Annotated in this window: 29 protein-coding genes; 17 read left to right on the top strand and 12 right to left on the bottom strand. The window is 56.5% G+C overall.

What is annotated here, in order from left to right; genetic code table 11:
- Positions 1-36: 36 nt before the first annotated feature.
- A complete protein-coding gene (locus EKM04_RS13295) occupies positions 37-1,158 on the top strand; it encodes a CobW family GTP-binding protein (RefSeq protein WP_183894889.1) in 1,122 nt (373 codons plus the stop codon).
- A gap of 66 nt (positions 1,159-1,224) precedes the next feature.
- On the opposite strand, the gene EKM04_RS13290 is transcribed toward EKM04_RS13295, so the two are convergent.
- Positions 1,225-2,532 carry a GH1 family beta-glucosidase gene (locus tag EKM04_RS13290; RefSeq protein WP_183894888.1) on the bottom strand — a complete coding sequence of 436 codons (1,308 nt, stop codon included), beginning with the start codon at positions 2,530-2,532 and terminating at the stop codon, positions 1,225-1,227.
- A 235-nt stretch (positions 2,533-2,767) separates the two neighbouring features.
- Between EKM04_RS13290 and EKM04_RS13285 the strand changes: the two genes are divergently transcribed.
- Both EKM04_RS13285 and EKM04_RS13280 read left to right on the top strand, forming a co-directional pair.
- Complete coding sequence (locus tag EKM04_RS13285; protein WP_183894886.1) at positions 2,768-3,868, top strand: Gfo/Idh/MocA family protein; 1,101 nt, start codon at positions 2,768-2,770, stop codon at positions 3,866-3,868.
- A 19-nt stretch (positions 3,869-3,887) separates the two neighbouring features.
- Positions 3,888-4,532, top strand: coding sequence for a ThuA domain-containing protein (locus EKM04_RS13280; RefSeq protein ID WP_183894884.1), 645 nt, complete (start codon positions 3,888-3,890; stop codon positions 4,530-4,532).
- Positions 4,533-4,572: 40 nt separating this feature from the next.
- Here the strand turns inward: EKM04_RS13280 and EKM04_RS13275 are convergent, their stop codons facing one another.
- The gene (locus EKM04_RS13275) at positions 4,573-5,496 is read right to left on the bottom strand and encodes an ROK family protein (protein WP_183894882.1); all 924 of its coding nucleotides are present in this window, start codon (positions 5,494-5,496) and stop codon (positions 4,573-4,575) included.
- A 268-nt stretch (positions 5,497-5,764) separates the two neighbouring features.
- Here EKM04_RS13275 and EKM04_RS13270 point away from each other — a divergent pair, with 268 nt between their 5' ends.
- The 12 genes from EKM04_RS13270 (at position 5,765) to EKM04_RS13220 (ending at position 16,652) form a co-directional block, all read left to right on the top strand.
- The gene (locus tag EKM04_RS13270) at positions 5,765-6,892 is read left to right on the top strand and encodes a PLP-dependent cysteine synthase family protein (RefSeq protein WP_183895089.1); all 1,128 of its coding nucleotides are present in this window, start codon (positions 5,765-5,767) and stop codon (positions 6,890-6,892) included.
- A gap of 150 nt (positions 6,893-7,042) precedes the next feature.
- Complete coding sequence (locus EKM04_RS13265; RefSeq protein ID WP_183894880.1) at positions 7,043-8,215, top strand: ABC transporter substrate-binding protein; 1,173 nt, start codon at positions 7,043-7,045, stop codon at positions 8,213-8,215.
- A 94-nt stretch (positions 8,216-8,309) separates the two neighbouring features.
- The gene (locus EKM04_RS13260) at positions 8,310-9,173 is read left to right on the top strand and encodes a branched-chain amino acid ABC transporter permease (protein ID WP_183894878.1); all 864 of its coding nucleotides are present in this window, start codon (positions 8,310-8,312) and stop codon (positions 9,171-9,173) included.
- A gap of 1 nt (position 9,174) precedes the next feature.
- Entirely contained in the window at positions 9,175-10,179 is a 1,005-nt protein-coding gene (locus tag EKM04_RS13255) for a branched-chain amino acid ABC transporter permease (protein ID WP_183894876.1), read from the top strand.
- On the top strand, positions 10,176-10,940 hold the full coding sequence (locus EKM04_RS13250) for an ABC transporter ATP-binding protein (RefSeq protein ID WP_183894874.1): 765 nt from the start codon (positions 10,176-10,178) through the stop codon (positions 10,938-10,940). The genes EKM04_RS13255 and EKM04_RS13250 overlap by 4 nt, the downstream gene beginning before the upstream one ends.
- The gene (locus tag EKM04_RS13245; RefSeq protein ID WP_183894872.1) at positions 10,921-11,637 is read left to right on the top strand and encodes an ABC transporter ATP-binding protein; all 717 of its coding nucleotides are present in this window, start codon (positions 10,921-10,923) and stop codon (positions 11,635-11,637) included. Before EKM04_RS13250 ends, EKM04_RS13245 begins: the two co-directional genes overlap by 20 nt.
- Positions 11,638-11,762: 125 nt before the next feature.
- A complete protein-coding gene (locus EKM04_RS13240) occupies positions 11,763-12,821 on the top strand; it encodes a hypothetical protein (protein ID WP_234910906.1) in 1,059 nt (352 codons plus the stop codon).
- Positions 12,821-13,246 carry a hypothetical protein gene (locus EKM04_RS13235; protein WP_183895107.1) on the top strand — a complete coding sequence of 142 codons (426 nt, stop codon included), beginning with the start codon at positions 12,821-12,823 and terminating at the stop codon, positions 13,244-13,246. Before EKM04_RS13240 ends, EKM04_RS13235 begins: the two co-directional genes overlap by 1 nt.
- 190 nt (positions 13,247-13,436) lie before the next feature.
- A complete protein-coding gene (locus tag EKM04_RS13230) occupies positions 13,437-14,018 on the top strand; it encodes a histidine phosphatase family protein (RefSeq protein WP_183894870.1) in 582 nt (193 codons plus the stop codon).
- Positions 14,019-14,198: 180 nt separating this feature from the next.
- On the top strand, positions 14,199-15,710 hold the full coding sequence (gene zwf, locus EKM04_RS13225; RefSeq protein WP_183894868.1) for a glucose-6-phosphate dehydrogenase: 1,512 nt from the start codon (positions 14,199-14,201) through the stop codon (positions 15,708-15,710).
- Between the two features lie 128 nt (positions 15,711-15,838).
- Entirely contained in the window at positions 15,839-15,967 is a 129-nt protein-coding gene (locus EKM04_RS22940; protein WP_268842296.1) for a hypothetical protein, read from the top strand.
- 70 nt (positions 15,968-16,037) lie between these two features.
- Positions 16,038-16,652, top strand: a complete 615-nt coding sequence (locus tag EKM04_RS13220; RefSeq protein ID WP_183894866.1) for a pyridoxamine 5'-phosphate oxidase family protein — start codon at positions 16,038-16,040, stop codon at positions 16,650-16,652.
- Between the two features lie 33 nt (positions 16,653-16,685).
- On the opposite strand, the gene EKM04_RS13215 is transcribed toward EKM04_RS13220, so the two are convergent.
- From EKM04_RS13215 to EKM04_RS13170, 10 genes are all read right to left on the bottom strand, one after another.
- A complete protein-coding gene (locus tag EKM04_RS13215) occupies positions 16,686-16,871 on the bottom strand; it encodes a hypothetical protein (RefSeq protein ID WP_174155434.1) in 186 nt (61 codons plus the stop codon).
- A gap of 244 nt (positions 16,872-17,115) precedes the next feature.
- Positions 17,116-18,072, bottom strand: coding sequence for an ROK family protein (locus EKM04_RS13210; protein WP_183894864.1), 957 nt, complete (start codon positions 18,070-18,072; stop codon positions 17,116-17,118).
- A gap of 15 nt (positions 18,073-18,087) precedes the next feature.
- Positions 18,088-18,783 (bottom strand): ribulose-phosphate 3-epimerase, encoded by a 696-nt coding sequence (locus EKM04_RS13205; RefSeq protein WP_183894862.1) that lies wholly within the window; start codon positions 18,781-18,783, stop codon positions 18,088-18,090.
- A 4-nt stretch (positions 18,784-18,787) separates the two neighbouring features.
- A complete protein-coding gene (locus EKM04_RS13200) occupies positions 18,788-19,597 on the bottom strand; it encodes an alpha/beta fold hydrolase (protein WP_183895085.1) in 810 nt (269 codons plus the stop codon).
- The gene (locus EKM04_RS13195; protein WP_174155437.1) at positions 19,597-20,427 is read right to left on the bottom strand and encodes a sugar phosphate isomerase/epimerase family protein; all 831 of its coding nucleotides are present in this window, start codon (positions 20,425-20,427) and stop codon (positions 19,597-19,599) included. Before EKM04_RS13195 ends, EKM04_RS13200 begins: the two co-directional genes overlap by 1 nt.
- Complete coding sequence (locus tag EKM04_RS13190; protein ID WP_174155438.1) at positions 20,427-21,503, bottom strand: Gfo/Idh/MocA family protein; 1,077 nt, start codon at positions 21,501-21,503, stop codon at positions 20,427-20,429. Before EKM04_RS13190 ends, EKM04_RS13195 begins: the two co-directional genes overlap by 1 nt.
- Positions 21,504-21,554: 51 nt before the next feature.
- Positions 21,555-22,658 carry an ABC transporter ATP-binding protein gene (locus tag EKM04_RS13185; RefSeq protein WP_183894860.1) on the bottom strand — a complete coding sequence of 368 codons (1,104 nt, stop codon included), beginning with the start codon at positions 22,656-22,658 and terminating at the stop codon, positions 21,555-21,557.
- 5 nt (positions 22,659-22,663) lie between these two features.
- Positions 22,664-23,563 (bottom strand): carbohydrate ABC transporter permease, encoded by a 900-nt coding sequence (locus tag EKM04_RS13180; protein ID WP_434060049.1) that lies wholly within the window; start codon positions 23,561-23,563, stop codon positions 22,664-22,666.
- Positions 23,541-24,422 carry a carbohydrate ABC transporter permease gene (locus EKM04_RS13175; protein WP_174155441.1) on the bottom strand — a complete coding sequence of 294 codons (882 nt, stop codon included), beginning with the start codon at positions 24,420-24,422 and terminating at the stop codon, positions 23,541-23,543. The genes EKM04_RS13180 and EKM04_RS13175 overlap by 23 nt, the downstream gene beginning before the upstream one ends.
- A gap of 90 nt (positions 24,423-24,512) precedes the next feature.
- Positions 24,513-25,766, bottom strand: a complete 1,254-nt coding sequence (locus EKM04_RS13170) for an ABC transporter substrate-binding protein (RefSeq protein ID WP_183894858.1) — start codon at positions 25,764-25,766, stop codon at positions 24,513-24,515.
- Positions 25,767-25,892: 126 nt separating this feature from the next.
- On the opposite strand from EKM04_RS13170, the gene EKM04_RS13165 reads away from it, so the two are divergent.
- Both EKM04_RS13165 and EKM04_RS13160 read left to right on the top strand, forming a co-directional pair.
- Entirely contained in the window at positions 25,893-26,267 is a 375-nt protein-coding gene (locus EKM04_RS13165) for a CidA/LrgA family protein (RefSeq protein WP_183894856.1), read from the top strand.
- Entirely contained in the window at positions 26,260-26,958 is a 699-nt protein-coding gene (locus tag EKM04_RS13160) for an LrgB family protein (RefSeq protein ID WP_183894854.1), read from the top strand. The genes EKM04_RS13165 and EKM04_RS13160 overlap by 8 nt, the downstream gene beginning before the upstream one ends.
- Positions 26,959-26,978 lie beyond the last annotated feature (20 nt).

Genomic DNA, 26,978 nt, shown 5'->3' with positions numbered 1-26,978 from the left:
GCGTCAAATGTAATGTTCTAACGCTACAGGTCGTCTATGGCACTCGATCGCATTCCAGTCTCCATCATCACGGGTTTTCTCGGTGCGGGAAAATCAACGCTGCTCAATCAGCTTCTCAAAGACCCTGCAATGCAGGATGCCGCCATCATCATCAATGAGTTCGGCGATGTCAGCATCGATCACCTTCTGGTGGAACGGTCCGGTGATGGCATCATCGAGCTTGCAGAAGGCTGCCTGTGCTGCACGGTGCGCGGTGAACTGGTGGATACGCTTGCGGAGTTGATGGACGGCATCCAGACCGGTAAATTGAAGCCGGTCAATCGGATCGTCATCGAAACCACAGGCCTTGCAGACCCAGCTCCGGTGATGCAGTCCATCATCGGCAATCCTGTGATCGCGCAGAACGTCTCGCTCAATGGTGTCGTGACAGTCGTCGATGCCGTCAACGGAGCCTCAACGCTCGACCAGCATGAGGAAGCGCGCAAGCAGATTGCCGTTGCAGATCGGCTCATCGTCACAAAGCAGACGATGACGGATGAAGCACACGTCGCCGCCCTCATCACCCACATCAAAACGCTCAATCCACGCGCACCCATCGAGAATGGTGATCGTCAGGACTGGTCTGCAGTCGCACTTCTGGAAAACGGCCTTTATGACGCGGCGGCAAAAGTGGGAGATGTCAGCCGCTGGCTGGGTGAGGAGGCGGAACACGATCACGACCATCACGATGATCACAATGATCACGCCGGACATCACCACCACCACGACGTTAATCGACACAACGCATCGATCCGCTCATTTTCGATTGTCCACGACGGACCAATCGACCCGATCGCGCTTGAAATGTTCGTCGATCTTCTCCGGTCTGCGCATGGGGAGAAGCTTTTGCGCATGAAGGCCATCGTTCAACTGTCGGATAATCTTGACCGTCCCCTCGTGCTACATGGGGTCCAGTCGATCTTTCATGCGCCACAACGGCTGGCTGCCTGGCCTGACCCATCCGACAAGCGGACCCGTATGGTGCTCATCACAAAGGATTTGCCCGAGGCTTTCGTGAAAGACCTGTTCGGAGCCTTTACGGGCGCCGCCAAGATCGACACGCCGGATCGACAGGCGGTGACGGACAATCCTCTCGCCGTGCCGGGCATGCGCTTCTGACGGCACGCCTGTACGCTCAACATCCAGCCACCCACTGAAGCGGGCTGGCTGGATGTGCAAGAACGATCAACCCTTCGTCAGCATCTGCCGAAAAGCGTGGTAGCTATCTTTGGGCTTGCGGTCCCGGGTGGCTGCGTCCATTCCGACAATGCCGAATTTCGGGCCATAGCCTTCAGCCCATTCGAAATTGTCGATCAAGGTCCATGCGATGTAGCCCCTGATATCGGCACCTTGGTGTTGGGCTTCGATGATTGCGGCAAAGTGTTTGTCAAAGAAATCGATCCGCTTTGCTTCATCGGTTTCAGACATGCCGTTTTCAGTGACATAGATCGGCAGTCCCGGATAGTCTTTCGACGCCCGCACCAGAAACTCTGTCAGGGCCTGCGGATAGATTTCCCAGCCGATATTGCTCTTCTCCAGATCACCGCGTGATTGGGTAAAGGGGAAAACAGGCACGCTTTCATCATATTTATAAAGCGAACGGGTGTAGTAGTTGATGCCAATCCAGTCGACGGGAGGGCTCAACGTCGCCATGTCGTCCTGCCATCCGGCAGGCAGATAGGGCTCCAGGATTTTCACGACACGCTGCGGATATGTCCCTTTGATGACGCCATCCAGAAAGAAGCGATTGAAAATGTCGTCGCCGAGTGCTGCCGCTTCCACATCCTCTGCGTTCTGGCTGGCCGGTTCTGTCTTTTCCATATTCACGACGATGCCGAGCTTTGCCTTCACACGCGCGTCCCGCATTGCGGTGATCCCGAGTCCATGGGCGAGCAGCACGTGATGCATGGCGCGCGCGGTCGCTCTGACATCGCGGTAGCCCGGCGCGTGCATGCCCATGAAATGACTGAGCACGGTCACGCACCATGGCTCATTGAACGTTGCAATACTTTCCAACCGGTCACCGAAATGGCGCGCCGCTTCTCCGGCATAGTCGGCGAAAGCATAGGCCGTATCGCGGTTCATCCAGCCGCCACGATCCTGCAATGCACTTGGCAAATCCCAATGGTAAAGTGTCGCGAGGGGCTTGATGCCACGCTCCAGCATGCCATCGATCAGGCGGTCATAGAAATCAAACCCCGCCTGGTTGCGCGCACCGGTCCCCTCGGGAATGAGCCTTGGCCATGCGAAGGAAAACCGGTAGGCATCAAAGCCCGCATCCCTGATGAGATCAAGATCTTCAGGCCAGCGGTTGTAGTGGTCGCAGGCAATCTGTCCCGTATCCGCGTTCTTCGTATTCCCCGGCGTGGCAGCGAAAGTATCCCAGATGGAAGAGCCTCTCCCGTCCGTCTGCCCGCCCTCGATCTGGTGCGCCGCCATGGCAATGCCAAACAAAAAATCTGGTCCGAAATCAGTCCTGTCGTGTGAAAACATTATCGCATTCCTGTAGCCGAAAATGGCCTTCTTCTGTGTGCTTTTACGCGCGATGACGCGATGACCGTCTATCAGTGAAACAACCTCACGACCTGAGCAAGGCGTTCGGCTTTAAGCGGGATAAATTCCTTTAATTTCCTGATGACATACGAATCCCTGGATTTTGAGCTTACTTTAACGTTACAGATTGGTACAAGGCAATGCGTTCGCAATTTGATTTACGGGAGGAAATCATATGAAGACGGTCGGTATCGGCATCATTGGCTGCGGAAACATCTCCAGCGCCTATCTCAAAGCCATGGTATCTTTCCCCATTCTCGACATCCGGGGGCTTGCGGATATGAACCCTGAGGCCGCCAGGACGCGGGCCGGTGAATTCGGTCTCGCAGCAAGATCAATCGAGGATTTGCTGGATGATCCCGAAATGGAGATCATCGTCAATCTCACCATTCCCAAGGCGCATGTCGAGGTGGGTTTGCGCGCATTGAACGCTGGCAAACACACCTATTCGGAAAAGCCGTTGGGTATCAATTTCGCCGAAGGCAAAACGCTCGTGGATGCTGCGAAAGCCAAGGGCCTGCGTGTCGGATCGGCACCGGACACTTTTCTCGGCGGTGGCCACCAGACGGCACGCACGCTCATCGATCAGGGTGTTCTTGGCATCCCCGTTGGCGGCACAGCCACTTTCATGTGTCCCGGTCATGAGCGCTGGCACCCCAACCCCGGCTTCTATTACGAGGTTGGTGGAGGGCCGATGCTGGACATGGGGCCTTACTACATCACTGATCTCGTCAACCTGCTGGGGCCAATTGCAAAGGTGGCAGGCTTTGCCTTCTCTCCTCGCAACGAGCGGCTCATCACCAGCGAACCCAAGAAGGGTGAAACGATACCGGTTCATGTCGCAACCCACGTGTCTGGCATGATGGCATTCGAAAACGGCGCAGTCGTTCAGATTGGCATGAGCTTCGATGTCGCTGGACACAAACACGTCCCGCTGGAAATCTACGGCACGGAAGGCACAATGATCGTGCCGGACCCGAACTATTTCGGTGGTGAAATCGAGCTTTTGCGCAAGGGCGGGGATTTTGAGCCGCAGGCACTGACCGCACCCTATAGTGACGGCAACTATCGTTCCATCGGTGTCGCCGATATGGCCTACGCCATCAGACAGAACCGTCCGCACCGGGCAAACGGTGATCTGGCGTTGCACGTGCTGGAGGTGATGGAGGCTTTCCAGACAGCATCCGACACCGGCACGACAATATCCATCACAACCAAGGTGGAGCGTCCCGCTCCGCTGGCACAATCGCTGGTCGATGGCCAGCTTGGACGTTAAAATTCTGAGGAGGAAAGATATGCCGGAAGCACTGATCGTCTGGGGTGGCTGGAGCGGACACGAACCGGAGCAATGCGCCGATGTCATCAAGACCATGCTGGAAGCGGATGGTTTCACGGTTCGCGTTGAAAGCTCGACGGAAGCCTTTGCCGATCCGTCGGTCCACAAGCTGAGCCTCGTGGTGCCCATCATCACCATGTCGAAAATAGAGAAGGAAGAGATCAAGAACCTGGCGAAAGCTGTCGAAAACGGTGTGGGGCTTGCCGGTTTTCACGGTCAGGCGGGCGACAGCTTTCGCGAATGCGTCGAGTATCAGTTCATGATCGGCGGACAATGGGTGGCTCACCCGGGCGATATCATCGACTACCGCGTCAACATCACACGTTCCGATGATCCGCTGATGCAGGGAATTTCTGATTTCCCCTACACCTCGGAACAATATTACATGCATGTGGATCCGTCCAACGAAGTGTTGGCCACCACCACGTTTACGGGCGATCACGCATGGTGGATCGATGGCGTCGTCATGCCCGTGGTCTGGAAGCGAAATTACGGAAAGGGCCGCGTGTTCTTCTCGGCCCTTGGGCATCAGGCAAAGGAGTTTTCTGTGCCCGAAATGAGAACCATCTTCAACCGTGGTGCAAACTGGGCGGCGCGCATGTAAAGAAGACCCGAAAACGATCTCCTGGCAGGACGTGCTCCTGTCACGAGATCCTCCGATTCGCCAGAAAATCAAAGCCAAGGACGGCGGCACCGACGAGGCCGGGCTCTACCATGCATTGCGCCTGCACCACGAGTGGGCGGGCGAAACGCCGCAGAATGCGGAGGCGAACAGCCTGATCGATGGCTTCGATCAATGCCGCCGATTTGGAAAGCCCTCCACCAACCGGGACGACGGTCGCGCCTGTGACATTGACAACCATTGCCAGCGGGCCGGACAGCATGTCGATATAGACATCGATCGTGCGGACGGCATCCGCATCACCGGTTTGCCAGTCGCCGATGATCTCCTCCGCAGTCAGTGCTTTTCCAGAAATATGCTTGTGGAGTTTTTCCATGCCACGCGCGCTGCAAACGGCATCCAGGCAACCCTCCAGTCCGCAGCCGCAGGCAAAGCGAGGAAGATCGAGCGGTGGGTTTCCTGCGCGCGTGGCGGCCACCGGCCCGTGGCCCCATTCACCGGCAAAGCCACCCGTGCTGTTGATCAGCTTTCCATCGATGACGAGACCACCACCGACACCGGTCCCGAGGATGGCACCGAAGACGACGTGATGACCCCGCGCTGCCCCGACACCGTATTCTGCCAGAACGCAGCAATCCGCATCATTTGCCAGCAAAACGGGAAGACCGAGCGCCGCTTCGAGATCCGACTTCAGCAGCCTGCCATGCGCGCACGGAATGTTGGCGATAATGGCCTTGTCCGTATCGGGATCGATGACGCCTGTAATAGAAAAAGAAACGCAATCCGGCACTGCGCCGATATCCGAAATCGCCGTTTTCAAAACACCGACGAAGGCATCGAAATCATGAACGGGCGTCTGCTGGCGTGGTAACGGCCTGATATCATTCACAGCCCAAGCCCCTGCACCCTTGATGGCCGTTCCGCCGATGTCAAAACAGATAATCACGCGCCAGCCTTTCGTCGCTGCATATCCAAAAGCATCCGAACACCTTGACGCGTCTGCCTTGCTTGCGTCTTCCTGTATCAGACCGAACTTGGTGCAATCCAGAACTTTTATGCTTGGCGACCGCTGTATTCCGGGATAGGCACGAACGTCGTAAAACACAGCATCTTTTGGGGGAAGCAATCATCGTGATGGCGAGCAATCGAGCAAGTGGCAGGGGATGCGCTCTGCGTTTGCGGTCTCCAAAGGAGCGACCAACATCATGGGCGTGATGACCGATTGCCTGTCCACACCACCCGTCACACCCTTGCCGGCTTGCGAGGATCGCGAATGGGCGCGCCGCGCAATCGGCATCCTTCAGGGGGATGGTCGCCGCTCGGCCGATACGCATCTGGTCAAGCCGGTCTTCAAGGGCTTGAAGGGTATTTCGATCTACCTCAAGGACGAATCGACCCACCCGACCGGCAGTCTCAAGCATCGACTGGCGCGTTCGCTGTTTCTCTACGGCATTTGCAACGGCAAGATTGCCCAAGGCACCACGCTGGTCGAGGCATCTTCGGGATCGACTGCGGTCAGCGAAGCCTATTTCGCGCATCTTCTCGATCTGCCGTTCATCGCCGTGATGCCGCATTCCACCAGCCGCCAGAAGGTTGAGGCCATCGAGCGCTTTGGCGGCACCTGTCATTTCGTTGACCGACCTTCAGAGGTCTACACCGTCGCCGAACGATTGGCAGCCGAAACCGGTGGTCATTATCTCGATCAGTTCACCTATGCCGAACGCGCAACGGACTGGCGCGGCAACAACAACATTGCCGATTCCATATTCGAGCAGATGAGAAGCGAAGAACACCCGGAGCCCGAATGGGTGGTCATGAGCGCGGGAACAGGTGGCACCTCAGCGACCATCGGTCGCTATATCCGCTACCGTAATCTGTCCACGCGGCTGTGCGTTGTCGATGTTGAACATTCGGCATTCTATGCGTCCTATATGTCCGGCGACAGCCATGTGACCTGTTCGACCCCTTCCCGCATCGAAGGCATAGGGCGTCCACGCGTCGAGCCCTCGTTCATTCCAGGTGTTATCGATCACATGATCAAGGTACCGGATGCGGCCTCCATCGCTGCGATGCACGTTTTGTCGGAACGTCTGTTCCGGCGCGTCGGGGGTTCCAGCGGCACCAACTTCTTCGGCCTATGCTGGATCGCGGCAGCAATGATGAAGGACGGCAAGCAGGGATCATTGGTGTCACTGATCTGCGATAGTGGCGACCGGTATGCCGCGACCTATTACAATCCCGATTGGCTCGTGGCGAACAAGATCGACATCGCACCTTATAGAGAGATGCTCGAAACCTTCATCGACAGTGGCACATTCGAAAACTTCGGGACCAAGGTGTAAGACGAAAAACTGAGCCATGCATAACTTGGGGTATATGCGTCAGGCCTGATTTATTCATTTTACATTACCGTTTTGCCCTGCCTATGATCGTTACGGTCGCGGCTACCTGTCGCCCTGGTGCGGGAGTGCGCCATTGATCTGGGAGGATTTATGAAACGGTTCGTTCTAGCCGCGCTAGCGGCAATCACCATGAGCAGCGCGGCTTATGCCGATACCATCAAGGTCGGTGTCGTCGGGCCGTTTTCCGGGCCGTTCGCTTTGCAGGGCAAGAATTTCAAGGCCGGAATAGACGCCTATATCGCGACCAACGGCAACAAGGTCGGAGACAACACCGTCGAGATCATCTATCGCGATCTGCCCGCGGCAGATCCTGCGCAGTCCAAGGCGCTCGCGCAGGAACTCGTTGTCAAAGAAAAGGTGCAATATCTCGCCGGCTTCTATTTCACCCCTGATGCCATGGCTGTCACGCCTATCTTGAAGCAGGCGAATACGCCGCTCGTCATCATGAACGCGGCAACATCGGCCATCGTCACCAAAAGTCCGCTTGTCGTTCGCACGTCGTTCACTACGTGGCAGACCTCGACGCCAATCGCAAAAGTCGCGCATGACGCTGGTGTCACGAAAGCCATCTCGGTCGTCAGCGACTATGGTCCCGGCGTGGATGCCGAGAACGCGTTCAAGGCGGCGTTCGAAAAGGAGGGTGGGCAGGTCGTAGAGGCGATCCGCATGCCGCTTTCCACCAACGACTTCAGCCCCATCATGCAGCGCATCAAGGATTCTGGCGCTCAGGGCGTTTTCGCCTTTCTGCCGTCAGGCCCCACGACCCTCGGCTTCGTGAAGGCCTATAACGAAAACGGACTGAAATCCGGTGGAATCAAGTTCTTTGCCCCCGGTGACCTGACGCAGGAATCCGACCTGCCGGCGCTCGGAGAAGCAGCGCTCGGGATACAGACGACGTTCCACTATGCCGTTTCGCATGATTCTCCCGAAAACAAGGCTTTCGTCGAAGCAGCGTCCAAGGCCATTGGCAACAAGGCGGAGCTTTCGTTTCCTTCTGTGGGCGCCTATGATGGCATGCACGTGATCTACAAGATGATCGAGGCGACCGGCGGCAAGCAGGACGCTGCAAAAGCCGTCGAGGCCGTAAAGGGGTTATCGTGGGTCAGCCCACGCGGACCGGTCTCAATAGACCAGGAAAGCCGCCACATCACGCAAAACATCTATCTGCGCGAGGTCACCAAGGCGCAGGACGGGACCTATTTCAACAAGGAAATTCAGACCTTTGAGAAGCAGGGAGATCCCGGCCTTTCCGCCGCCAAGTAGCGGTCGCACCATGGCCTAACCCCTCGGCAGACCACGGACCAGAAAAGCAAGGTCCGTGGCCTCCCACTCGTCCGTAGCGCATCGGGATCACCTCATGCAGACAGTTTTCAGTATCGCCGTCGATGCGCTCGCCTACAGCATGGTCTTGTTCGTCATTTCCATCGGCCTGTCCGTCACCATGGGTCTGATGCGTGTCGTCAATCTGGCGCATGGCGCCTTTGCGATGATTGGCGGTTATATCGCGTCCTATGCGGTGCGCGACCTTGGGCTCGGATATGGGATCGGCGTTCTTGCCGCTATCATCGGTACGATCATCATTGCACTTCCCATCGAGCGCTTTCTCTATCGTCGTATTTATGGCGCGCCGGAACTGACCCAGGTTCTGATGACGATTGGCATCACCTTCTGCATCATCGGGATCGCCAATTATGTTTTCGGGCCGACATTGAAAACCATCCCGCTGCCCCCAGCCTTGCAGGGATCGGCAGATTTGGGCTTTCGCACCATTCCCATACACAGGCTTTTTGCCATCGCCTGCGGGCTTGCTGTCGCCATAGGCCTCTGGTTTGCCATCGAGCGAACGAGCTTCGGTGTCAAATTGCGAGCCTCCGTGGATAATGCGTCCATGGCTGCGGCTCTTGGCGTTCGAACCGAGATCATCTACGCCTTGAGTTTTGCTGTCGCCGTCGGCCTTGCCGCGATGGGTGGCGTGGTCGGTGCCGAACTTCTCCCTGTGGAGCCTTATTATGCTCTGCGCTATATGGTCACGTTCCTCGTGGTCGTCTCGGTGGGCGGCGCAGGCTCAATTTCAGGCGCCTTGATTGCCTGCCTCGTGCTGGGCAGTATCGACACGACCGGACGCTACCTCATGCCTGAATTCGGCGAGTTCTTCTTCTATCTCGCCGTCGTCGCGATCATCTGCGTCTTTCCGCGCGGTTTTGCCGGGAGGGCACGTTGAGATGGTGACACTCACCAACCCAAAACAACAAGGGGCCGCAAGGCTGCGCCGCTCGATCCTAAGGGACGTGGGCGGCATCGCCGCGATCATCGTCTTCGCCGTTATCGGCTATGTCCTCTTTCCCGATAATCTCGCTCTGCTCACACGCATCATTGCAGTCGCACTTCTGGTCTTATCGCTCGATCTGGTCACGGGATATTGTGGTGTTGCCACGCTGGGGCATGCCGCACTCTTTGGATCCGGCGCTTATGCGGCGGGCATCGTTTCGGCGCATTACGGCGTCAACGACCCGTTGCTGATGACGCTTGCCGGTATCGGCGGTGGCGCACTGGCTGGGCTCTTGAGCGGCATCATCCTTCTGCGCGGACACGGGCTGCCGCAACTTGTTTTGTCCATTGCACTCATTCATCTGTTCCACGAATTTGCCAACAAGGCATCCAGTTGGACCGGCGGCAGCGATGGCCTGTCTGGCATATCGCCCGACCCTATTTTCGGGCTGTTCGAATTCGATCTCTATGGACACACGGCCTATGCGTTTTCCATGGCGCTTCTCCTGGTCGTGTTCATCATACTGCGCTTCATCGTCCGCTCGCCATTCGGCATGCTGTGCCGCGGCATCAAGGAAGACCCTGTGCGCGTGCGTGCCATGGGCGGATCACCCAAAACCGCCATCATCAAAATGTTCGTGATCTCGGGCGCTGTTGCCGGTATTGGCGGCGCGTTGAATGCGATCACCACCCAGGTCGTGGGCCTCGATAGCCTGTCGTTTACAATGTCTGCCGAAGCGCTGGTCATGGTCGTTCTCGGCGGCACCGGTTCGCTGTTTGGCGCCTTGATGGGAACGGTCGTTTTCATGCTGTTTGAAGACTATGTTTCGGCCGCAAACCCCTTCCACTGGTTGACGATGGTCGGCGCGCTGCTGATCGTCGTCGTCTTTTTCGCCCCCAAGGGACTATACGGAACGGCGGCGACATGGCTTGCCCGCAAACGTCAGGTGCGCCCATGAGTGCTGTGTTTGAAGTCGCCAACCTTCAGAAATCGTTTGGCGGGCTTTCGGTGACAAACAACGTTTCGCTGTCGATGGCACCGGGAGACAGGGTTGCCCTCATCGGCCCAAACGGTGCCGGCAAGACCACCTTCGTCAACCTCGTCACCGGCAACCTTCATCCCGATTCCGGGGATGTCAGGCTCAACGGAGAGACGGTGACGAAAATCGACGCCAACGGTCGCGTCAAACGCGGCCTCGTTCGTTCGTTTCAGGTCACACGCCTGTTTCTGGACATGACCCCGGCCGAACATATCGCTCTGGCGGTTTTGCAGCGCCAGGGGAAAACCGGACGCATGTTCGGAAGCTATCTCGGCATGCGCGATGTCATGGCTGAAGTCGATGCATTGCTGAACACGCTTGGTCTGATGGACCTCATGCATCGCAGCGTCAGAGAGATTGCCTACGGCCAACAGCGGCTGCTGGAACTGGCGGTCGCCATGGCGCTCAAACCGAAAGTTCTCCTGCTCGACGAGCCGGCAGCAGGCGTTCCACAAAGCGACACGGGTCGCATCGAGCAGGCCCTTGCCGATCTACCGCAAGACCTTGCCGTCCTGATGATCGAACACGATATGGACCTCGTTTTTCGCTTCGCGAAACGCGTGGTCGTACTGGCTGCCGGCACCATTATTTTCGACGGCTCACCTGCCGATGTCACACAGGATGCCCGCGTTCGCGAGGCCTATCTGGGGAGCTACGCCAATGCAAGCCATGCCGCTTGATGTCGCCGGACTGTCGGCCGGCTACGGACCGACGCGGATTCTGGAAGACATCTCCTTCTCCGTTCCATCCGGCGGGCGGCTGGCTCTGCTGGGACGCAATGGAATGGGCAAGACAACGTTGCTGTCGACGCTTGCGGGACAGACGAAACGCTACGGCGGCACGATCCATATCGGGTCTGTCGATGTCACGCCTATGGCCAGTGCCGCACGCGCACATGCGGGTCTCGGCTACGTGCCACAGGCCCGGTGCATCTTTCCAAGCCTGTCGGTGGAGGAAAACCTGTCCGTTGGCCTTAAATCCCGCCCTAAAAGCGCGATGGAAGAAGCCTACACGATGTTTCCGCGTCTGAAAGAGCGACGCCGAAACCTGGGTAGCCAGTTGTCCGGTGGGGAGCAGCAGATGCTGTCCACCGCGCGCACCATCCTCGGTCGCCCCTCTGTCCTTCTTCTCGACGAACCTCTCGAAGGCCTCGCACCCGTCATCTGCGAAGAGCTGATGGTGGTCTTTTCGGAATTGGCCAAGACAGGAAACATGACGATCGTTCTGGTGGAGCAACGTATTCAAAGCGCGCTCGATTTTGCAGATACCGTCATCGTCCTCGAGCGCGGTCGCGTGGCATGGACGGGAACGCCGATCCAACTGTCCGATGACAAGGCTGCGGTCGAACGGCTGCTGGGTGTCGGCGGGTTGCACTGATGGTAGCGAAGAAGACGCTATCCTTCGATATGTTCAACCTTGCATAAGCGTCTTTCAGCTCATAATGATTTTTATAGGAGCTCTGGGTTTATAAATATCGATAATTTGTAGAGGGACATATCGCCGTGTCACGCCTGTGTATTGCTGCCTTGTCCGCCGTCATGGCCATGTCGGCTCCGGCCACGGGGATGTCTCAAGATGCCGTTGCTCCGATCGAGACACCCTCGCCAGCAACTCCGCCCAAGATTGCGACCATGCGTGAGGGCTTCGATCTCAAGATGCTGGAGCCCGTCAACGGGATCGATTTCAGAAAATACGGTCACATAACCTACGCCATATTTCTCGACCCCAATGGCAACCACGAAGCGATTTACCAGAAATTCGGCACCGACAAGGCTAACTTCGATGCCGCAAGCGCGGCGTTTGGCCAGCGGATGAAGGTTGATCCGACCTTTGCCATGGTGGAAATCTTTGGTGCCTATTTTGCGGAAAATGCGCAAGGCACCTATGCCGCGTTCGGTCAGGATGTTGCGCAATCGGTGCTCAATCAGGCACCACTGACGCAAAGCGAGCCGATGCCGGAGGAGGCGTTTCGTGAAATCCAGGTCTATTACTCCCGGAAAGCGTCGGTGGCTGGCACGTCGTTGGGAGAACAGGATGAAGTTCTGAAACCCTACCACATCACGTTCAACGATTTTAACATTCTGGGCGCTTGGTTTTCGAGACGACTGGCCCTCCAGACCATGGACCTCTCGTCTCCTCAGGCTCGCTCGGACGGCGCTGCCGTTGAAGCCCCGACGGAGCGGCCTGAATGGGGTGGTCTCTGGCGCTTCACATGGAAAACGCTGCAACGGACCGAGACCGAGATGAAGGTCGTCGAAACGTCTAGGGATATCTGCGTCAAGGACGACATGACAGCCGACACTCTGCCACTGATGCCAAAACCTGAAGGCGTGAAATGCGTTCTGATTGATAAAGTTCATTTTTACGACAGCGGCGTGCAGATGCGCGCGGAGTGTGACCTTGGTGGCATCGGAGCGTCATGGGGCATGTACCTCCAGCCCGAAAAGGATGGCGAGAGTTTTACCGGCCAGATTTCCTACAACGAGACCTACGAAGGCGATATGGACATGCCGCAACCTACGACCGATGTCGTTGTCAAACGGATGGGAGAATGCAAGTGATGAAGACAATCTCCCTCGTCCGACTTTCGGTTCCCCTTGCTCTTTCCCTGCTGGCGACACCCGGTCTGGCGCAGGAAACCGGCCTTCCAACGGGTTTATGGCAGGTGCGTCTCTTCACCCCCATTCCGACACCAGAGCTTAAGAACGATGAGCAGGTCTTTCAAATCTGCTACAATGAAGCCGCCGCAAAGGCCCACATGAACCCGGTTCTTCCCAAGGCGCAAGCGAGCAAATGTGATCTGGATTTCACCGACATGGGTGATCTGGCCTATGATGCATCCTGCAAGGATGGCGACCACAGGCTTCGGATTTCCAAAGCCGCAGAGGGTCTCTGGCGTGGAACCTACAGGTTTGTCGGCAAGGCTCCCGACACGATGCTGGAACCTGCCGTCGAACTCAAAAAAATCGCGGACACCTGCCAGTAGTCCTGAACGACGCTCAACGCGATTGGGCCCTTGAACTGTTCATCACTCGAAGGATCGGATGCGACCATCTGCATGATGGATAGATACAGATGCGAACCTTTGAAGATAAAGGACGCATTTTCGGCGTGAAGTCAGTACACCTAGCGAAGTCGAGATGAGATCAGTTTTCATCAATCGAGAGGGCGCCGACATGACCACGAAATACCCGCAGATCGTTCTGGTTCGTCACGGCGAAACGGACTGGACGCTTTCGGGCCGCCATACCGGGCGCAGCGATATTCCGTTAACTCCAAATGGAGAGGCCGCAGCAAGGCTTGTGGGAAAGCGCTTACCAGCGATCGTTTTCGATGCCGTTCTCTCCAGCCCGTCGCAACGCGCGCAGAAAACCTGTGATCTGGCGGGCTTCGGCGCGAGAGCCGAGATCGAGAGCAATCTCGCGGAGTGGAACTACGGTCGTTACGAAGGCCTGACGACAAAAGAGATACAAACGCAGACGCCGGACTGGAATGTTTTTCGACACGGCTGCCCGGACGGAGAAAGCGTTCAGGATATCAGCGATAGAGCTGATGCAGCCGTTGCAAAAATCAGAGCAATCGGCGGCAATGTCCTCATCTTCTCGAGCTCGCATTTTCTGCGGGTTTTGGGTGCCCGGTGGCTGGGCTTGGACGCAGCCGCGGGCGCCTGCTTCATTCTGGACACCGCCAGCATCAGTGTCTTGGGATATGAACACAATCTTGACGAACCGGTGGTGCGAAGCTGGAACCAGACATAATCCGGTCTGAAGCATGCACTAAAGCCTGTCTCTGTGAATAGGATACACTGCGACATGCTTTAGCTCTTGTTTTGTCGCATGTCCGTTATCGTTTCATTGAGGACAATGAAGCGCGACATGCTTTAGCTTTGCCCTGATCAACCGAACGTCTCAGTCTTTCGCGAATGTGGAGATATCATTTTGGACGCTGCCCCTGCTCCTCCGGTTGCCCTCGTCATCTTCGGCGCTACGGGCGATCTCACCCGCCGCCTCCTCATCCCGTCCCTCATCAACCTCACTCGCAGCGGATTGGTCGGTGACGACCTTCACATACTGGGTGTGGGTATCGAACCGGGTGACGATGCCATGCTGGTGGAAAGGCTGGACAGCTTTTTGTCCGGGCTGGGCGGCGCGGAGCCGGTTTCGGCGGATCAGGCCTGGCTTCGCCTGAAGCAGCGCATTTCCTACATCAGTGGAGACTTTACCAAGGACGAAATCTACGCCGAGATCGCCAGCCGTCTTGCTGGCACCGCGGTTGGAAATGCAGCCTTTTATCTGGCTGTCCCACCTCAGTTTTTCGGAACGATCGTCGAAAAACTGGGCCAGCATGGGTTGGTCGAAGAAACAGACACGGAGTTCAGGCGGGTTGCGATTGAAAAACCCTTTGGGACGGATCTCGCCTCTGCACGGGCGCTGAATGCGCGGATTTTGAATACGATTTCAGAAAAGCAGGTTTATCGGCTCGACCACTTCCTTGGCAAGGAAACCGTCCAGAACATCATGACGGCGCGTTTTGCCAATATGATGATAGAAGCCCTTTGGAACAACAATTACATTGATCATGTGCAGATAACGGCTGCGGAAATCGTCGATGTGGGTTCGCGCGGCAAATTCTACGATGCGACAGGCGCGCTGCGTGACATGGTGCCCAATCATCTGTTTCAGCTTCTGGCCATGGTCGCCATGGAGCCGCCAAACAGCTTCAACGCCGAAGCCATCCGCAACGAAAAGAGCAAGGTGCTGCAGGCGTTGCGCGTCTACACGGCCGAGGAAGCACAGAGCCATTCTGCCCGTGGTGCCTATTGTGCCGGAACGTCGAACGGTGCCGCCATTCCCGCATACAGGGATACGAAAGACATCTCACCGCAATCGAACACCGAGACATTCGTTGCCTTGAAGCTTTATGCGGACACATGGCGTTGGGCTGGCGTGCCGTTTTACCTTCGTACCGGCAAGGCAATGGTGGCCCGGGATACAGAGATCGTCGTGACTTTCAAGCAGGTTCCGTTTGCGCAATTTCGTCAAACCGATGTCACACCTGACCTCCCCCCCAACAGGCTCGTCATTCAGGTGCAGCCGGATGAGGGTCTGAGCATGGAACTGTCGATCAAATCGCCCGGCCAGTCGGTCGATACCGTGCCGGTGGCGCTTGATTTCCGCTATGCGGACCGGTTCGATATCAGCAAAACGACAGGCTACGAATCTCTTCTCTACGAGCTTTTCGTAGGAGATCAGACGCTCTTTCAACGTGCAGACGGCATCGAAGCCGGGTGGGCCGCTGTGCAGCCGTTTCTGGATCTTTGGGCAAAAGGCGGAACGCCCGAGCCTTATGAACCTGGAAGTATGGGCCCAAAATCTGCGCAGGATCTCATCGAGCGTGATGGACGCCAATGGCGTGAACTCGGCGCGCCGGGTCGACACAAGCAAACATAAACATTTTTTTGAACACGGTTCCCGCTGGATTTGCAGACAGCGAGGCCGATTGGATATGAGAGCAAAAACTGCTTGCGTTTGGCGACCACTTGGTTGCTAGATCGTAAGACCAACCAAGGAGGCATTCAATGGCCAAGGGTCAAGTCCGCAGCAACAAAGAAGTCAGAAAACCAAAAAAAGACAAGGCCGCAGCGGCTCCAGCACCCACACTGGGATCGCAGGTAAAAGCGAGCGAGAGCACGACGAAAAAGAAGTGACACGACCTTGATGACAGACTTGCGGCGCTCAGTCTCTGAACGCCGCAACCGTTTCCCGTCGGAGACAAGCATGGCATATGGATTTCTGGACATCGCGATAACACCCAGTGTTCGGGCCGCGCAAGCCGAGATGGGTGCGGATAGCCTGTGGGCTGATTTCAGCGGACACCGCGAGTTTGACCGTTTTACCGAAAACGAAAAAGCGTTTATTCACAGTCGCGATACATTTTATATGGCGTCCGTTTCTGAAACGGGCTGGCCCTATGTCCAGCATCGGGGCGGGCCGCCTGGATTTCTTAAAGTGGTCGACGACCGCTCACTTGCATTTGCTGATTACCGTGGCAATCGCCAGTATATCAGCACGGGGAATTTCGCGGCGAACGACCGCGCCTGCTTGATCCTGATGGATTATCCCAACCGCAGCCGCCTGAAAATCTATGTCCATGTCGAGAAGCTTTCGCTGGACGATGAGCCCGCGCTCACAGAACTCGTTAGTGATCGCGGATATAAAGCGAAACTGGAGCGCGTTTTCCGGCTGAAATTGGTCAGCTTCGACTGGAACTGCCAACAGCATATCACGCCGCGTTTCACCCAGCCAGAGATCGCAGCCGCCATCGAGCCGCGACGCGTCCGCCTCGACCAGCTTGAGGCAGAGAATGCAGAACTGAAAGCGCGTCTGGGTTGACCTGCTCCTCACCGTCATTGCGAAACAGAACGGTCAGCTTTGCAGGTTCATGTAATAGAGCCCAAAATTGACGGCGAGCATGAACAGCAGAATTATCAGTGACGCCGCGATGAAATATCCCAACCTTTTCAGAAAGCTCCAAGGTTTGTTCTTTCTGCTGAACGCTGCATATCCAGCAGCGCCGAAGGAAATACCGATAATAGCGGGGAGTGAGAGCATTTTCATTTACCTTACATGATGTCCGGCGTATCCAGACCAACATAGGCCCTTGGAGCGCGATGGAATGCTCATTTCTGAGCACCTGGCCTGACATTTCTCAATCGAACGAGCCGCTGATGTGAGCAACCAACGACCGGCACCTTATGATTTTCAATCACGTTTCAATCAATAGCTTTTCAAAAAAATATCCGCAGCTGAGGATTGTTATCTGAAGCATTCATTGCAGCCATTTTGACGACCGCGTTCAACTGCCGGCGAGAGCATCTGAATAAAAGGCCAGAGCGGCCGCGCCGACAAGACCAGAGTTCTGTCCCAGCGCCGCCTGAACGACCGGCACTTCCCTGAAGGCGGGCATCGCCCATTGGCTGATATAAGCTTGGATGCCCGGCTTGAGCCGTGCGAACTCATGTGAAAGACCACCGCCCATGATGACGACATCGGGGCTGAATAGGTGGATCAGACTGGTAAAGCCTCTTCCAAGAATTTCAGCTTCTTCCTCGATGAGCTTGTTGGCCAGGTGGTCGCCACCTCTTGCGGCAGCAAAGATCGCGGCTCCGTCAATGACAGCACCGTCTTTGCCAAGGCTCGTTTCCGAACACTGGAAAGCGCTTTCGATCGCACGCAATGCAAAAGCTGTTCCCGATCCATAAGCTTCAAAGCAACCATGGTTTCCACATGGGCAAAGCGCACCGTTTGCCTGAACCGACATATGGCCGACGTGACCCGCCATACCTTTTCGTCCCCTAAGCACCCGATTATCAAGAATAATGCCCCCGCCTATCCCCGTACTAACCGTAACATAGACCAGATTTTCGAGCCCCATTCCCGCACCAAACTGCCACTCTCCGATTGCGGCAGCAATTCCGTCATTCTCCAGGCTTAATGGGCAGGAGAAACGCTTTTGCAGCTCAGCGCGCAAGGGAAAATCCACAAATCCTGCAAGCGTCGGCGTGTAGGTTGCAATTCCCGCCACCGTGTCGAGTGGGCCGGGTGCCGATACGCCGATGCCAACGACAGTGAGAGGATCAACTTCTGCAAGCAGACCATCCGCCAGCGCCTTAATCTGCTGCAAAACCTGTTCCGGGCCGGCCCCTGCGTTCGTGCTATCCTCTGTGCGGGCGAGAACGTGGCCGCGCCGATCCACAAGAGCGGCACGAACCGTAGTCCCGCCCAGATCTATTCCGATGGCGATTTTCTTCATTCACATGACCACGGGTCAGAGAGCGTGGAGCCACGTCATTCGCTCAGGAAGCGATGGCGCGTTGAATGCGAGGGAGCCGAGAACCACGGTTTGCGCACCCGCAGCCCGAAGTACAGGCATGGTATGTTCGCGAATACCGCCATCGGCGGCCAGCACGATGCGATGCTCGGCGCCGGACGTCTCGATGATCTGCCGCGCTTGTCCGAGGCGCTCGCCAGCCTTCTCATCAAGACCCTGGCCCTTCACGCCGATGGCCGTGCCGAGTAGGGTCAGGAAATCGAGACGGGCGGCGTATTTACGCACACGCTCGACAGGGGTTTCAACGCGCAGCACCATGCCCGCGGCAACACCACGGCGTTCCAGCAGATCGAGCGCCTCATCAGCCACCGCATCGTTTTCGACATGCAGGCTGATAAGATCGCTGCCCGCATCCGCAAATTGCTCGATCTGCGAGAGAACGATGCTGTCGGCAATCATCAGATGAACATGGATGGGCTTTTTCGTGAGCTTGCGCACCCCCGCCACGAGATCGGGGAAGAACAGCATGGCGGGCGCGAAATGGCCATCGGCAACATCGATATGCAGAATATCGACATGTTCATCGACGCGAGCAAGATCGTCGGCCAGGTGCACAAGATCTGCCGACCACACGGAAAATTCCGCGATAAGCCGGTCTTTGGGGAGATCGTTGATCCAGGTTTTATGGGGCATGATTTCAAAGTTCCTTCAGAAAATTGCCGATAGCGAGATGGAAATCCGCGATATATTGCGTGCGGCTGACGGTTTTGGGGGTGATCTGCGCAAGACGCGCACCGTGGATCATGGACGCCAGCGCCTGCGCATGGGCGAGTGGATGGACGACATCCTCCTCGTGACCGATGACCAGGGTCGGCACACGGAGATTGCCAAGATCGGCTTGCCTGACACCGGGTCCATCGTCGGAAATTGCGGTGAGCAAGGCAGCCGTGACGTCATGCGGCTGGCGCGTGAAAAAGCCGGAGAGCGAGGCCAGATTGTCCGGCGCCTCAAGCGCCAGACGTTGACTGGTTTCACCTGCCAGAAAGGTGGCTTTTGCTTTCTCAGCCGGCATGGTCTTCAGTAGACGTCCGACCTCAGCATTGGGCGCCATATTGGCGGGCGCCGCATTGATCACCCATGCAGGCCGTGCAAGGATGAGGGCTTTCACCAGATCGGGATGCGTGACTGCAAGGCGCAGGGCAATGGCTGCCCCCATGGAAATGCCGCCGACAACCACCGGAGCAGTCAGGTGATTCATGATATAGAGAGCCAGATCGTCGGTGAATGTGGCGATGGACAGACGAGCAAGATCGCCAGGCTCCGAACGCCCGTGGCCTCGCGCTTCAACGGTAACACGCCGGAAACCGTTGCCAAGCGGAAACGCCTCTGAGGTTTGTCCAGCATCGCCGCACAAGCCATGCTGGAACACCACAGGTGTGCCCTCACCAGACGTATCGACGTTCAGACACGTACCATCGCCTGTTTTGAATGGCTCTCCGTGGCGCATCATACGAGCTCCGCAAGTTGCCGTTTGAGGAAGGCAGAAACGCCGGGGGCTTCAGCGGCCGTCAGTCCATGGGTGATCAAGCTGCCCCCAAAGCCGATAGCTTTCAATCTGCCAAGATAATGCCGGTAATCGAGAACACCCTTGCCCGCGGTTGCGAAACGTCCATCGCGGTTGCGGTCCTTGGCATGGGCCATCGCGATGCGGTCTCCCAGGAGATCGATCGCTTTTGACACGATATCTCGCTGTTGCGGAAGCGCAGCGATCTCGAACAGATTGGCCGGGTCAAGAACGATTTTGATGCGCGGGCTTTTCAGCTCAGCAATCAGACTATGGGCCTTTTCAGCGGAGTTGATGACATTGGCAAGTTCCGGCTCGATACCGAGATCGATGTTGTAGCGATCGGCAATACCGATGGCGGTCTCCATGGCTTGTAACAGATCGCGCCAAGCCTCCGGCGTATCGTTATCGGGGTGCTCTTTCCACTGGTCGTGGGGGTCGCGGGTGCCGGTGCACAGCGTAATCAGGTTCGTTTGCATGTCAGCGCAGCGTGCGGCAAGGGTTTCCAGCCTGCGGTGTCCCGCCTCGCGCTCAACCAGATCGGGATGGATCATGTTGTAGGTGCCGGATACCGCAACGATCGCGATACCCGTCTTTCTGGCCGCGTCGGCCACGGTGCCGGCCTGTTCCGCGCTGATCGCATCCGCCATCGAGGGCAAACCGGAGCATGCCATATTATACTGGGTGCAATCGAAGCCCGCAGCAGCCACCGAAGACAGCACCGTTTGCGGCGTGGTTCCCTCGAAAGTCTTGGCGAAAATTCCGAGCTTCATCACACGCCACCTGCGACATCGCCGAGCTTCACCGGCTTGCCGGTTTCGACCGAGCGGGCAATGGCCACCATGGCCTGCACCGAGGCGAGCCCATCATGAATATCGGCGCCTTCCATCGGTGTGCCGTCAAGAATGGTGCGGGCAAAGCCCTCTACCTGGCGGCGATAGAAGTGGCCATCAGCACCGAGAACACGGTGGGTCGCGCCATCGGCCTCACGGAAAATATCGACCTCGCTGCTCTTGTAATACCACGGGTTATAGGTCTTGCCGAGAATGCTGCCGTTCTTACCGTAGATCTGGAAACCTTCGTGCCAGTCCATGCGGACCTGAACGGTGAGATCGAGATGACCGAGCGTACCGGAGGCGAATTCCAGATCGACAAACCAGCACCAGATCCCGGCGCGCTCTGAAAGCCGGGCCTGCACTGAGATGATGTCGCCCGCAAAATAACGAGCCGTATCAATGAGGTGGCACCCATGAGCCAGCATATAGTATCGCCGCAGATCGGCCTTGGGGTTGGCAGATGGCTTTCTGGCATTGGCGCTGGTAACGATCAATGGCTGCACGGCATCGGTCATGGGATAGCGATGAGTGCTATCGCAGTACCACGCCTTGAGCGCCACCAGATCGCCCATCTCGTCCTGGATGAAGGACTTTGCCGCCTGAAGACCGGCATCGAAGCGCTTCATGTGGCCGACCTGAAACACTTTACCGGATTTTTCCACGGCAGAGCGCAGTTCCAGGCACTCCTCAACCGTCAGCCCGACAGGCTTTTCGCACAGCACATGCTTGCCAGCTTCAAGCGCCCGGATGGAGGCAGGAACGTGGAAGGCATCGGCTGTGGCGATGATCACTGCATCGATATCGGGATCGGCCAGCATGCGGTCATAGTCGTTGTAACCCTTTGCTGCGCCATGCGTGATCATCATGCGCTCGCGCAGATCGTCGGCCACATCGCAGATGGCATGGAGATCGGCATTGGCGGCCTTGGTGCAGCTTTCGAAATGGGCCGCCTGGGCAATTTGCCCCGCGCCTAGCACGCCGACCCGGAGTCGGTTTTCCTGTTTTGCTGGCATTTTATAAGTTCCTGAATTCACGATTTGAACGGGTAGAGAACGGCTGGCCGTTCAGCTGATGGGCCGATCCTTGCTCAGCGCAAGACCGCTTTCGGCATCGAACAGCACAGCCTTTGAAAGGTCGATGGAAAAGGCTGCCTTCTGTCCAGTGCGCACCGGTGTTCCGGTGGGCAGGCGAGCCATGATTTCCTGTTCGCCAGCTCGCAATGCCACGAAGACGTCAGGACCGGTCGGCTCGATGACATCGACCTCCATATCGATCCGCGCCAGCGTGTTTCCCGCATCTGTGACCAGCGAAAGCCATTCGGGGCGCAGGCCGAGCAGAACTTGTTGTCCGGTCGAAAGTGCTGGCACCGGAACCGGCAGCGTCACGCCGGTGCCCTCTAGCCGGAGCTGCAATCCGCCCTCCCCCTCCACCACGGTTGCGGGCAAAAGGTTCATGGCCGGAGACCCCATGAAGGTGGCGACGAAGACATTGGCGGGCCGGTCATAGATCTCTTCCGGGGTGCCGAATTGCTGGAGAATACCATCTTTCATCACTGCAATGCGGCTGGCCATGGTCATGGCCTCGATCTGGTCATGGGTGACATAAACGATGGTCGAGCCGAGGCGCTGGTGCAGCTTCTTGATTTCGGTGCGCATCTCCACACGCAGTTGGGCATCGAGGTTCGATAGCGGCTCATCGAACAGAAAAATTTTCGGTTCGCGCACAAGCGCCCGGCCCATGGCCACACGCTGGCGCTGGCCGCCCGAAAGTTGCCCCGGCTTACGCTTCAGAAGGTGCGTGATCTGCAAAAGTTCCGCCACCTTGTTGACGCGCTCGGTTCGCTCTGGCTTTGGCATCTTGCTCATTTCAAGCGAGAAGCCGATATTCTGCTCCACCGTCATGGCGGGATAGAGCGCGTAGGACTGGAAAACCATGGCGATATCGCGCTCTTTCGGCTCCAGACCCTCCACAGACTTGCCGTCGATGGTGATGGTTCCCGATGTGTGGCTGTCGAGACCGGCAATGATCGCCAGCAGCGTCGATTTTCCGCAGCCGGACGGACCGACAAGAACCAGAAACTCTCCATCCTCTATCGAGATATTGATGTCCTTGAGGACTTCGAGACTGCCGAAACTCTTTGTGACGTGGTTGATTGCGAGATTGGCCACAATGGTTATCCTTTGACTGCGCCGGCCATCAGGCCACGAAGGAAATAGCGGCCCGCCGCCACATAAATGAGGATGGTCGGCAGGGCAGCGATCATCGCAGCAGCCATATCCTCATTATAGGCTTTGGTTCCGGTCGACGTATTGACAAGATTGTTGAGAGCAACCGTCACGGGCTGGTTGGAACCAGCCGCAAACGACACGCCAAAGAGGAAGTCGTTCCAAATGCCGGTGAATTGCCAGATGATCGAAACCATGACGATGGGCCAGGAAATCGGCAGCAATATGCGGAAAAAGACTGCCCAGAAGCCCGCGCCATCGATGCGCGCTGCCTTGAAGATTTCGGCAGGCACGGTCACGAAGTAATTGCGAAAAAACATCGTGGTGAAGCACACACCATAGATGACATGGACGAGAACCAGACCGGAAATCGTGCCTGCCAGGTTGAACGTGCCGAGCAGGCCGGCCATAGGAATAAGAACGATCTGAAACGGGATGAAACAACCAAACAGGATAAGCCCGAACAGGACATTGTCGCCTTTGAACCGCCAGTTGGCGAAGACATAGCCATTCAGCGCGCCGAGACCTACAGACAGCAGCGTGGCCGGAATGACGATGAGAAACGAGTTGCCGAAATAGCCCTTCAGTCCTGTGCAGGTCACGCCGATACACGCGGCATTCCATACGGTCTTCCAAGCCTCAACCGTAGGCGCCATGGGAACGGACAAAAGATTGCCGGAGCGGATTTCCTCCATGCCCTTGAGTGAGGTAAACAGCATGGACACGAGCGGCGCCAGAAAGGCTGCGGCGAGAATGGTCAGGCAGGCATAGATGAAGACACGCCCGGCCACTTTTGAAACGCGCAGCTTTCCTGCCATGTTGCCTTTAGGCTGTGCGGTCATTGCCAAGCTCCGAATAGAGATAGGGTACGATGATGCTCGCAAGGCTGACCAGCATAACGGTGGCGCTGGCGGCACCCACACCAAGCTCGTTGCGGGTAAAGGTCATCGAATACATGAAGGTCGAGGGCAGTTCGGTGGAAACACCCGGGCCGCCCTTGGTCAGTGACACCACCAGATCGTAGCTCTTGATGGCAAGATGTGCCTCGATGACGAAGACGGTGAGAAAAACCGGGCGCAAGGCGGGAATGATGATGCGCGTGTAGACTTTGTGAATCGGCGCGCCATCAATGCGGGCAGCGCGAAGGATTTCGGTGTCGATGCCGCGCAGACCGGCCAGAAACAGCGCCATGACGAAGCCAGTAACCTGCCACACCCCGGCGATGACGATGGTGTAAATCGCCATATCGGGATCGACAAGCCATTGAAAGGTGAAGCTTTCCCAGCCGAGGCTACGCATCATATGCTCAAGGCCAACCCCGGGATTGAGCAGCCATTGCCAGATGACCCCTGTTACAACAAAAGACAGCGCCATGGGGTAGAGAAAGATCGCCCGGAACACGCCCTCCATACGGATTTTCTGATCGATCAAAATGGCGATGAACAGTCCGAGGCAGGTTGCGCCAACAACATAAAGACCGCCGAAAATAGCCATGTTTTCGATGGCAGTGATCCAGCGCGGATTGTCGAAAAGGCGTTCATATTGCCGCCAGCCGACGAAATCGAAACGCGCGAACATCTTCGATCCGGTAAAAGACAGCAGTGCAGTATAGGCGATGAAACCGTAAACGCAGACCGTTATCGCCGCGACAGATGGCGACAAGACAATCGCAGGCAATGCGCCTCTGACACGTTTTGAGAAAGACATGAGTTGTCCACCTGTTTTGCCCTGAACTCTGGGCCGGATCACATGCACCGCCACATCCAAAGATGTGACGGTGTTGTCCGCGAGAGATCATTATTTGGCTGCGTTGACCGATTTGATCAGGGCGGCCACGGCATCCTTCGACGACATGTCAGAGTTGAAATGCTGGGTAACGACATCAAACATGGCACGCTGAATACCGGATGGTTCGGCATGACCGTGTGCAAGCGAACCCAGCAGTGTGCCAGCAGCCTCGGCCGTTTTCAGATCGGCCATGGACTTCTGTCCGCAAGCATCGAATTTGGTGCCGGAAACATCTGTTCTGGCCGGGATTGACCCCTTCACCAGGTTGAATGCTTCCTGGAAGCTCGGCGACATGACGCTGGTTGCCAGCTTGTTCTGAGCATCAACCTTGTCTTTTCCGACCGGGAACATCGCGAAAAAGTCAGTGTTGAAAAGGAAGGAACCTTCGGTACCAGGCGCGGTAACACATAGAATATCGACACCTGGCTTCAATCCGGCTTTGACGATCTCGCCCTTGGCCCAGTCACCCATGAGCTGCATCGCGGCTTCGCCCTTAAGAACCATGCCGGTTGCCAGATTCCAGTCGCGGCCTGAGAAATTAGGATCAACGAAACCACGAATTTTGCGCATCTGGTCAAAAACCTTGACCATGGTATCCGAGCCGAGCGCTGTTTCATCGAGTTGAAGAATAGCTTTTCTATAAAAATCCGGACCACCGAGGCCAAGCACAACATCGTCGAAAATGGTCGTGTCCTGCCAAGGCTGACCGCCATGCGCCAGCGCTACGATACCCTTGGCCTTCAACTTTTCGGCGACCGTATTGAATTCATCCCAGTTTGTCGGAGGCTGAAGGCCGTTATCCTTGAAAACCTTGGCATTGATCCATAGCCAGTTTGGTCGGTGAATATTGACAGGAACCGCTTCCCACTTGCCATCATGGACGGCAAAGGCTTTGATCGCGCCGGGAACGACTTTATCCCAGCCTTCCTTTGTGGCGACAGGCGTCAGGTCGCCGAGAAGGCCCTCTTCAGACCATTCATTGACTGCCATGCCAAGCAATTGGGCCGCGGTTGGCGGATTTCCCGATGCGACACGGGCTTTCAACGCGGTCGTCGCGGCTTCTCCACCGCCACCGGCAACCGGCATATCCTGCCACGACACGCCCTGTTTCTGAAGGTCTTCCTTCAGCACGCCGACAGCGGCAGCTTCACCGCCCGACGTCCACCAGTGCAATACCTCAACGCTCTCCTGAGCGAAGGCATAGCCTGATACAGATGCACCAAGGACGGCCGCTAGGGCCATCTTTTTAAAGGTAGAACGCATATTATCCTCCCACAGACCGGCCCGATGCCGTCCCTCCAAAACAAACGATGCTCCTCCCGTTTGTTTGGGTTGAAAACAAACATATTGATCGTTTAGTGTCAACATACATATTGTTGGAGCTAGACGATGCTGACGGGAATAACGACCATTCTGCTTTTTCAACTGATTGGCGAGATTATCGCTTATTTTTCGGGCAACGTCGTTCCGGGTCCCGTTATCGGAATGGCTTTGATTGCGGTTTTTCTAAAAGGACTGACGGCGCGCAATTGGCTCCCGGACCTGGAAAACAACGCCGTCAACGCGTCGAAGGCATTGCTGGCCAATCTTGGAATTCTGTTTGTGCCGGCGGGAGTGGGTATCATTCAGCATTTAGACCTTCTCGCGAACAGAGGCATCGCGCTGCTGATGATCGTCTTCATCTCCACGGTCTTAACTCTTCTGGTGACCGTTTTCGTTTTCATATCGGTAAAGCGCCTCACGGGAGGAGAGAGACATGACTGACGGCCTGTGGGTCTATCTGTCGACCTCATCGCTTCTCTGGCTGGTGGGAACTCTGGCAATATGGCAGATTTCACTGCGTGTGTGCGATCTGCGTCCGGCTAATCCTTTCATGAACCCCGTCATGATGAGCGTCTGCCTCATGGTGGGAATCCTGCAACTTGCAAGCATCGATTACACGACGTATTTCGAAGGCGCGCAATTCATACACTTCCTTTTGGGGCCGGCCACGGTCGCACTCGGTATTCCGCTCTACCGGCAGATCTCGCTCGTAAAAGCGAACCTGTTTCCTATCCTGTGTGCATCGCTTGTCGGCAGTGTAACTGCGGTGAGTTCGACGATTTTCCTGTCTCAGCTCTTCGATTTCGATCAGACAGTAGTTGCGTCACTGGCACCGAAATCCACGACTGCCGCAGTAGCAATGGCTATCTCGGAAGGATCGAACGGAGACCCTGCATTAACGGCGGCTGTCGTTATTATGACCGGAATTTGCGGCGCAATCATCGTCACTCCACTGATGAATGCCTTGAAAATCCGTGATTATAGCGCGAGGGGATTTGCGGTAGGACTTTCATCCCACGGTATCGGCACGGCACGCGCTTACTCCGTTGATCCGGTCGCAGGACTTTTTTCCGGTATTGCCATGGGCCTGAATGCGATCCTGACGTCCCTGATTGTCCCTCTTTTACTTTAGAATGCCAAAGGCCAGAAAAT

Origin of the sequence: Rhizobium skierniewicense Ch11 (genome assembly GCF_023757665.1) — a bacterium.
Classification (GTDB): domain Bacteria; phylum Pseudomonadota; class Alphaproteobacteria; order Rhizobiales; family Rhizobiaceae; genus Agrobacterium; species Agrobacterium skierniewicense.
Note: the sequence above shows the minus strand (reverse complement) of the source record. Positions and strands in the feature narration are given on the sequence as shown.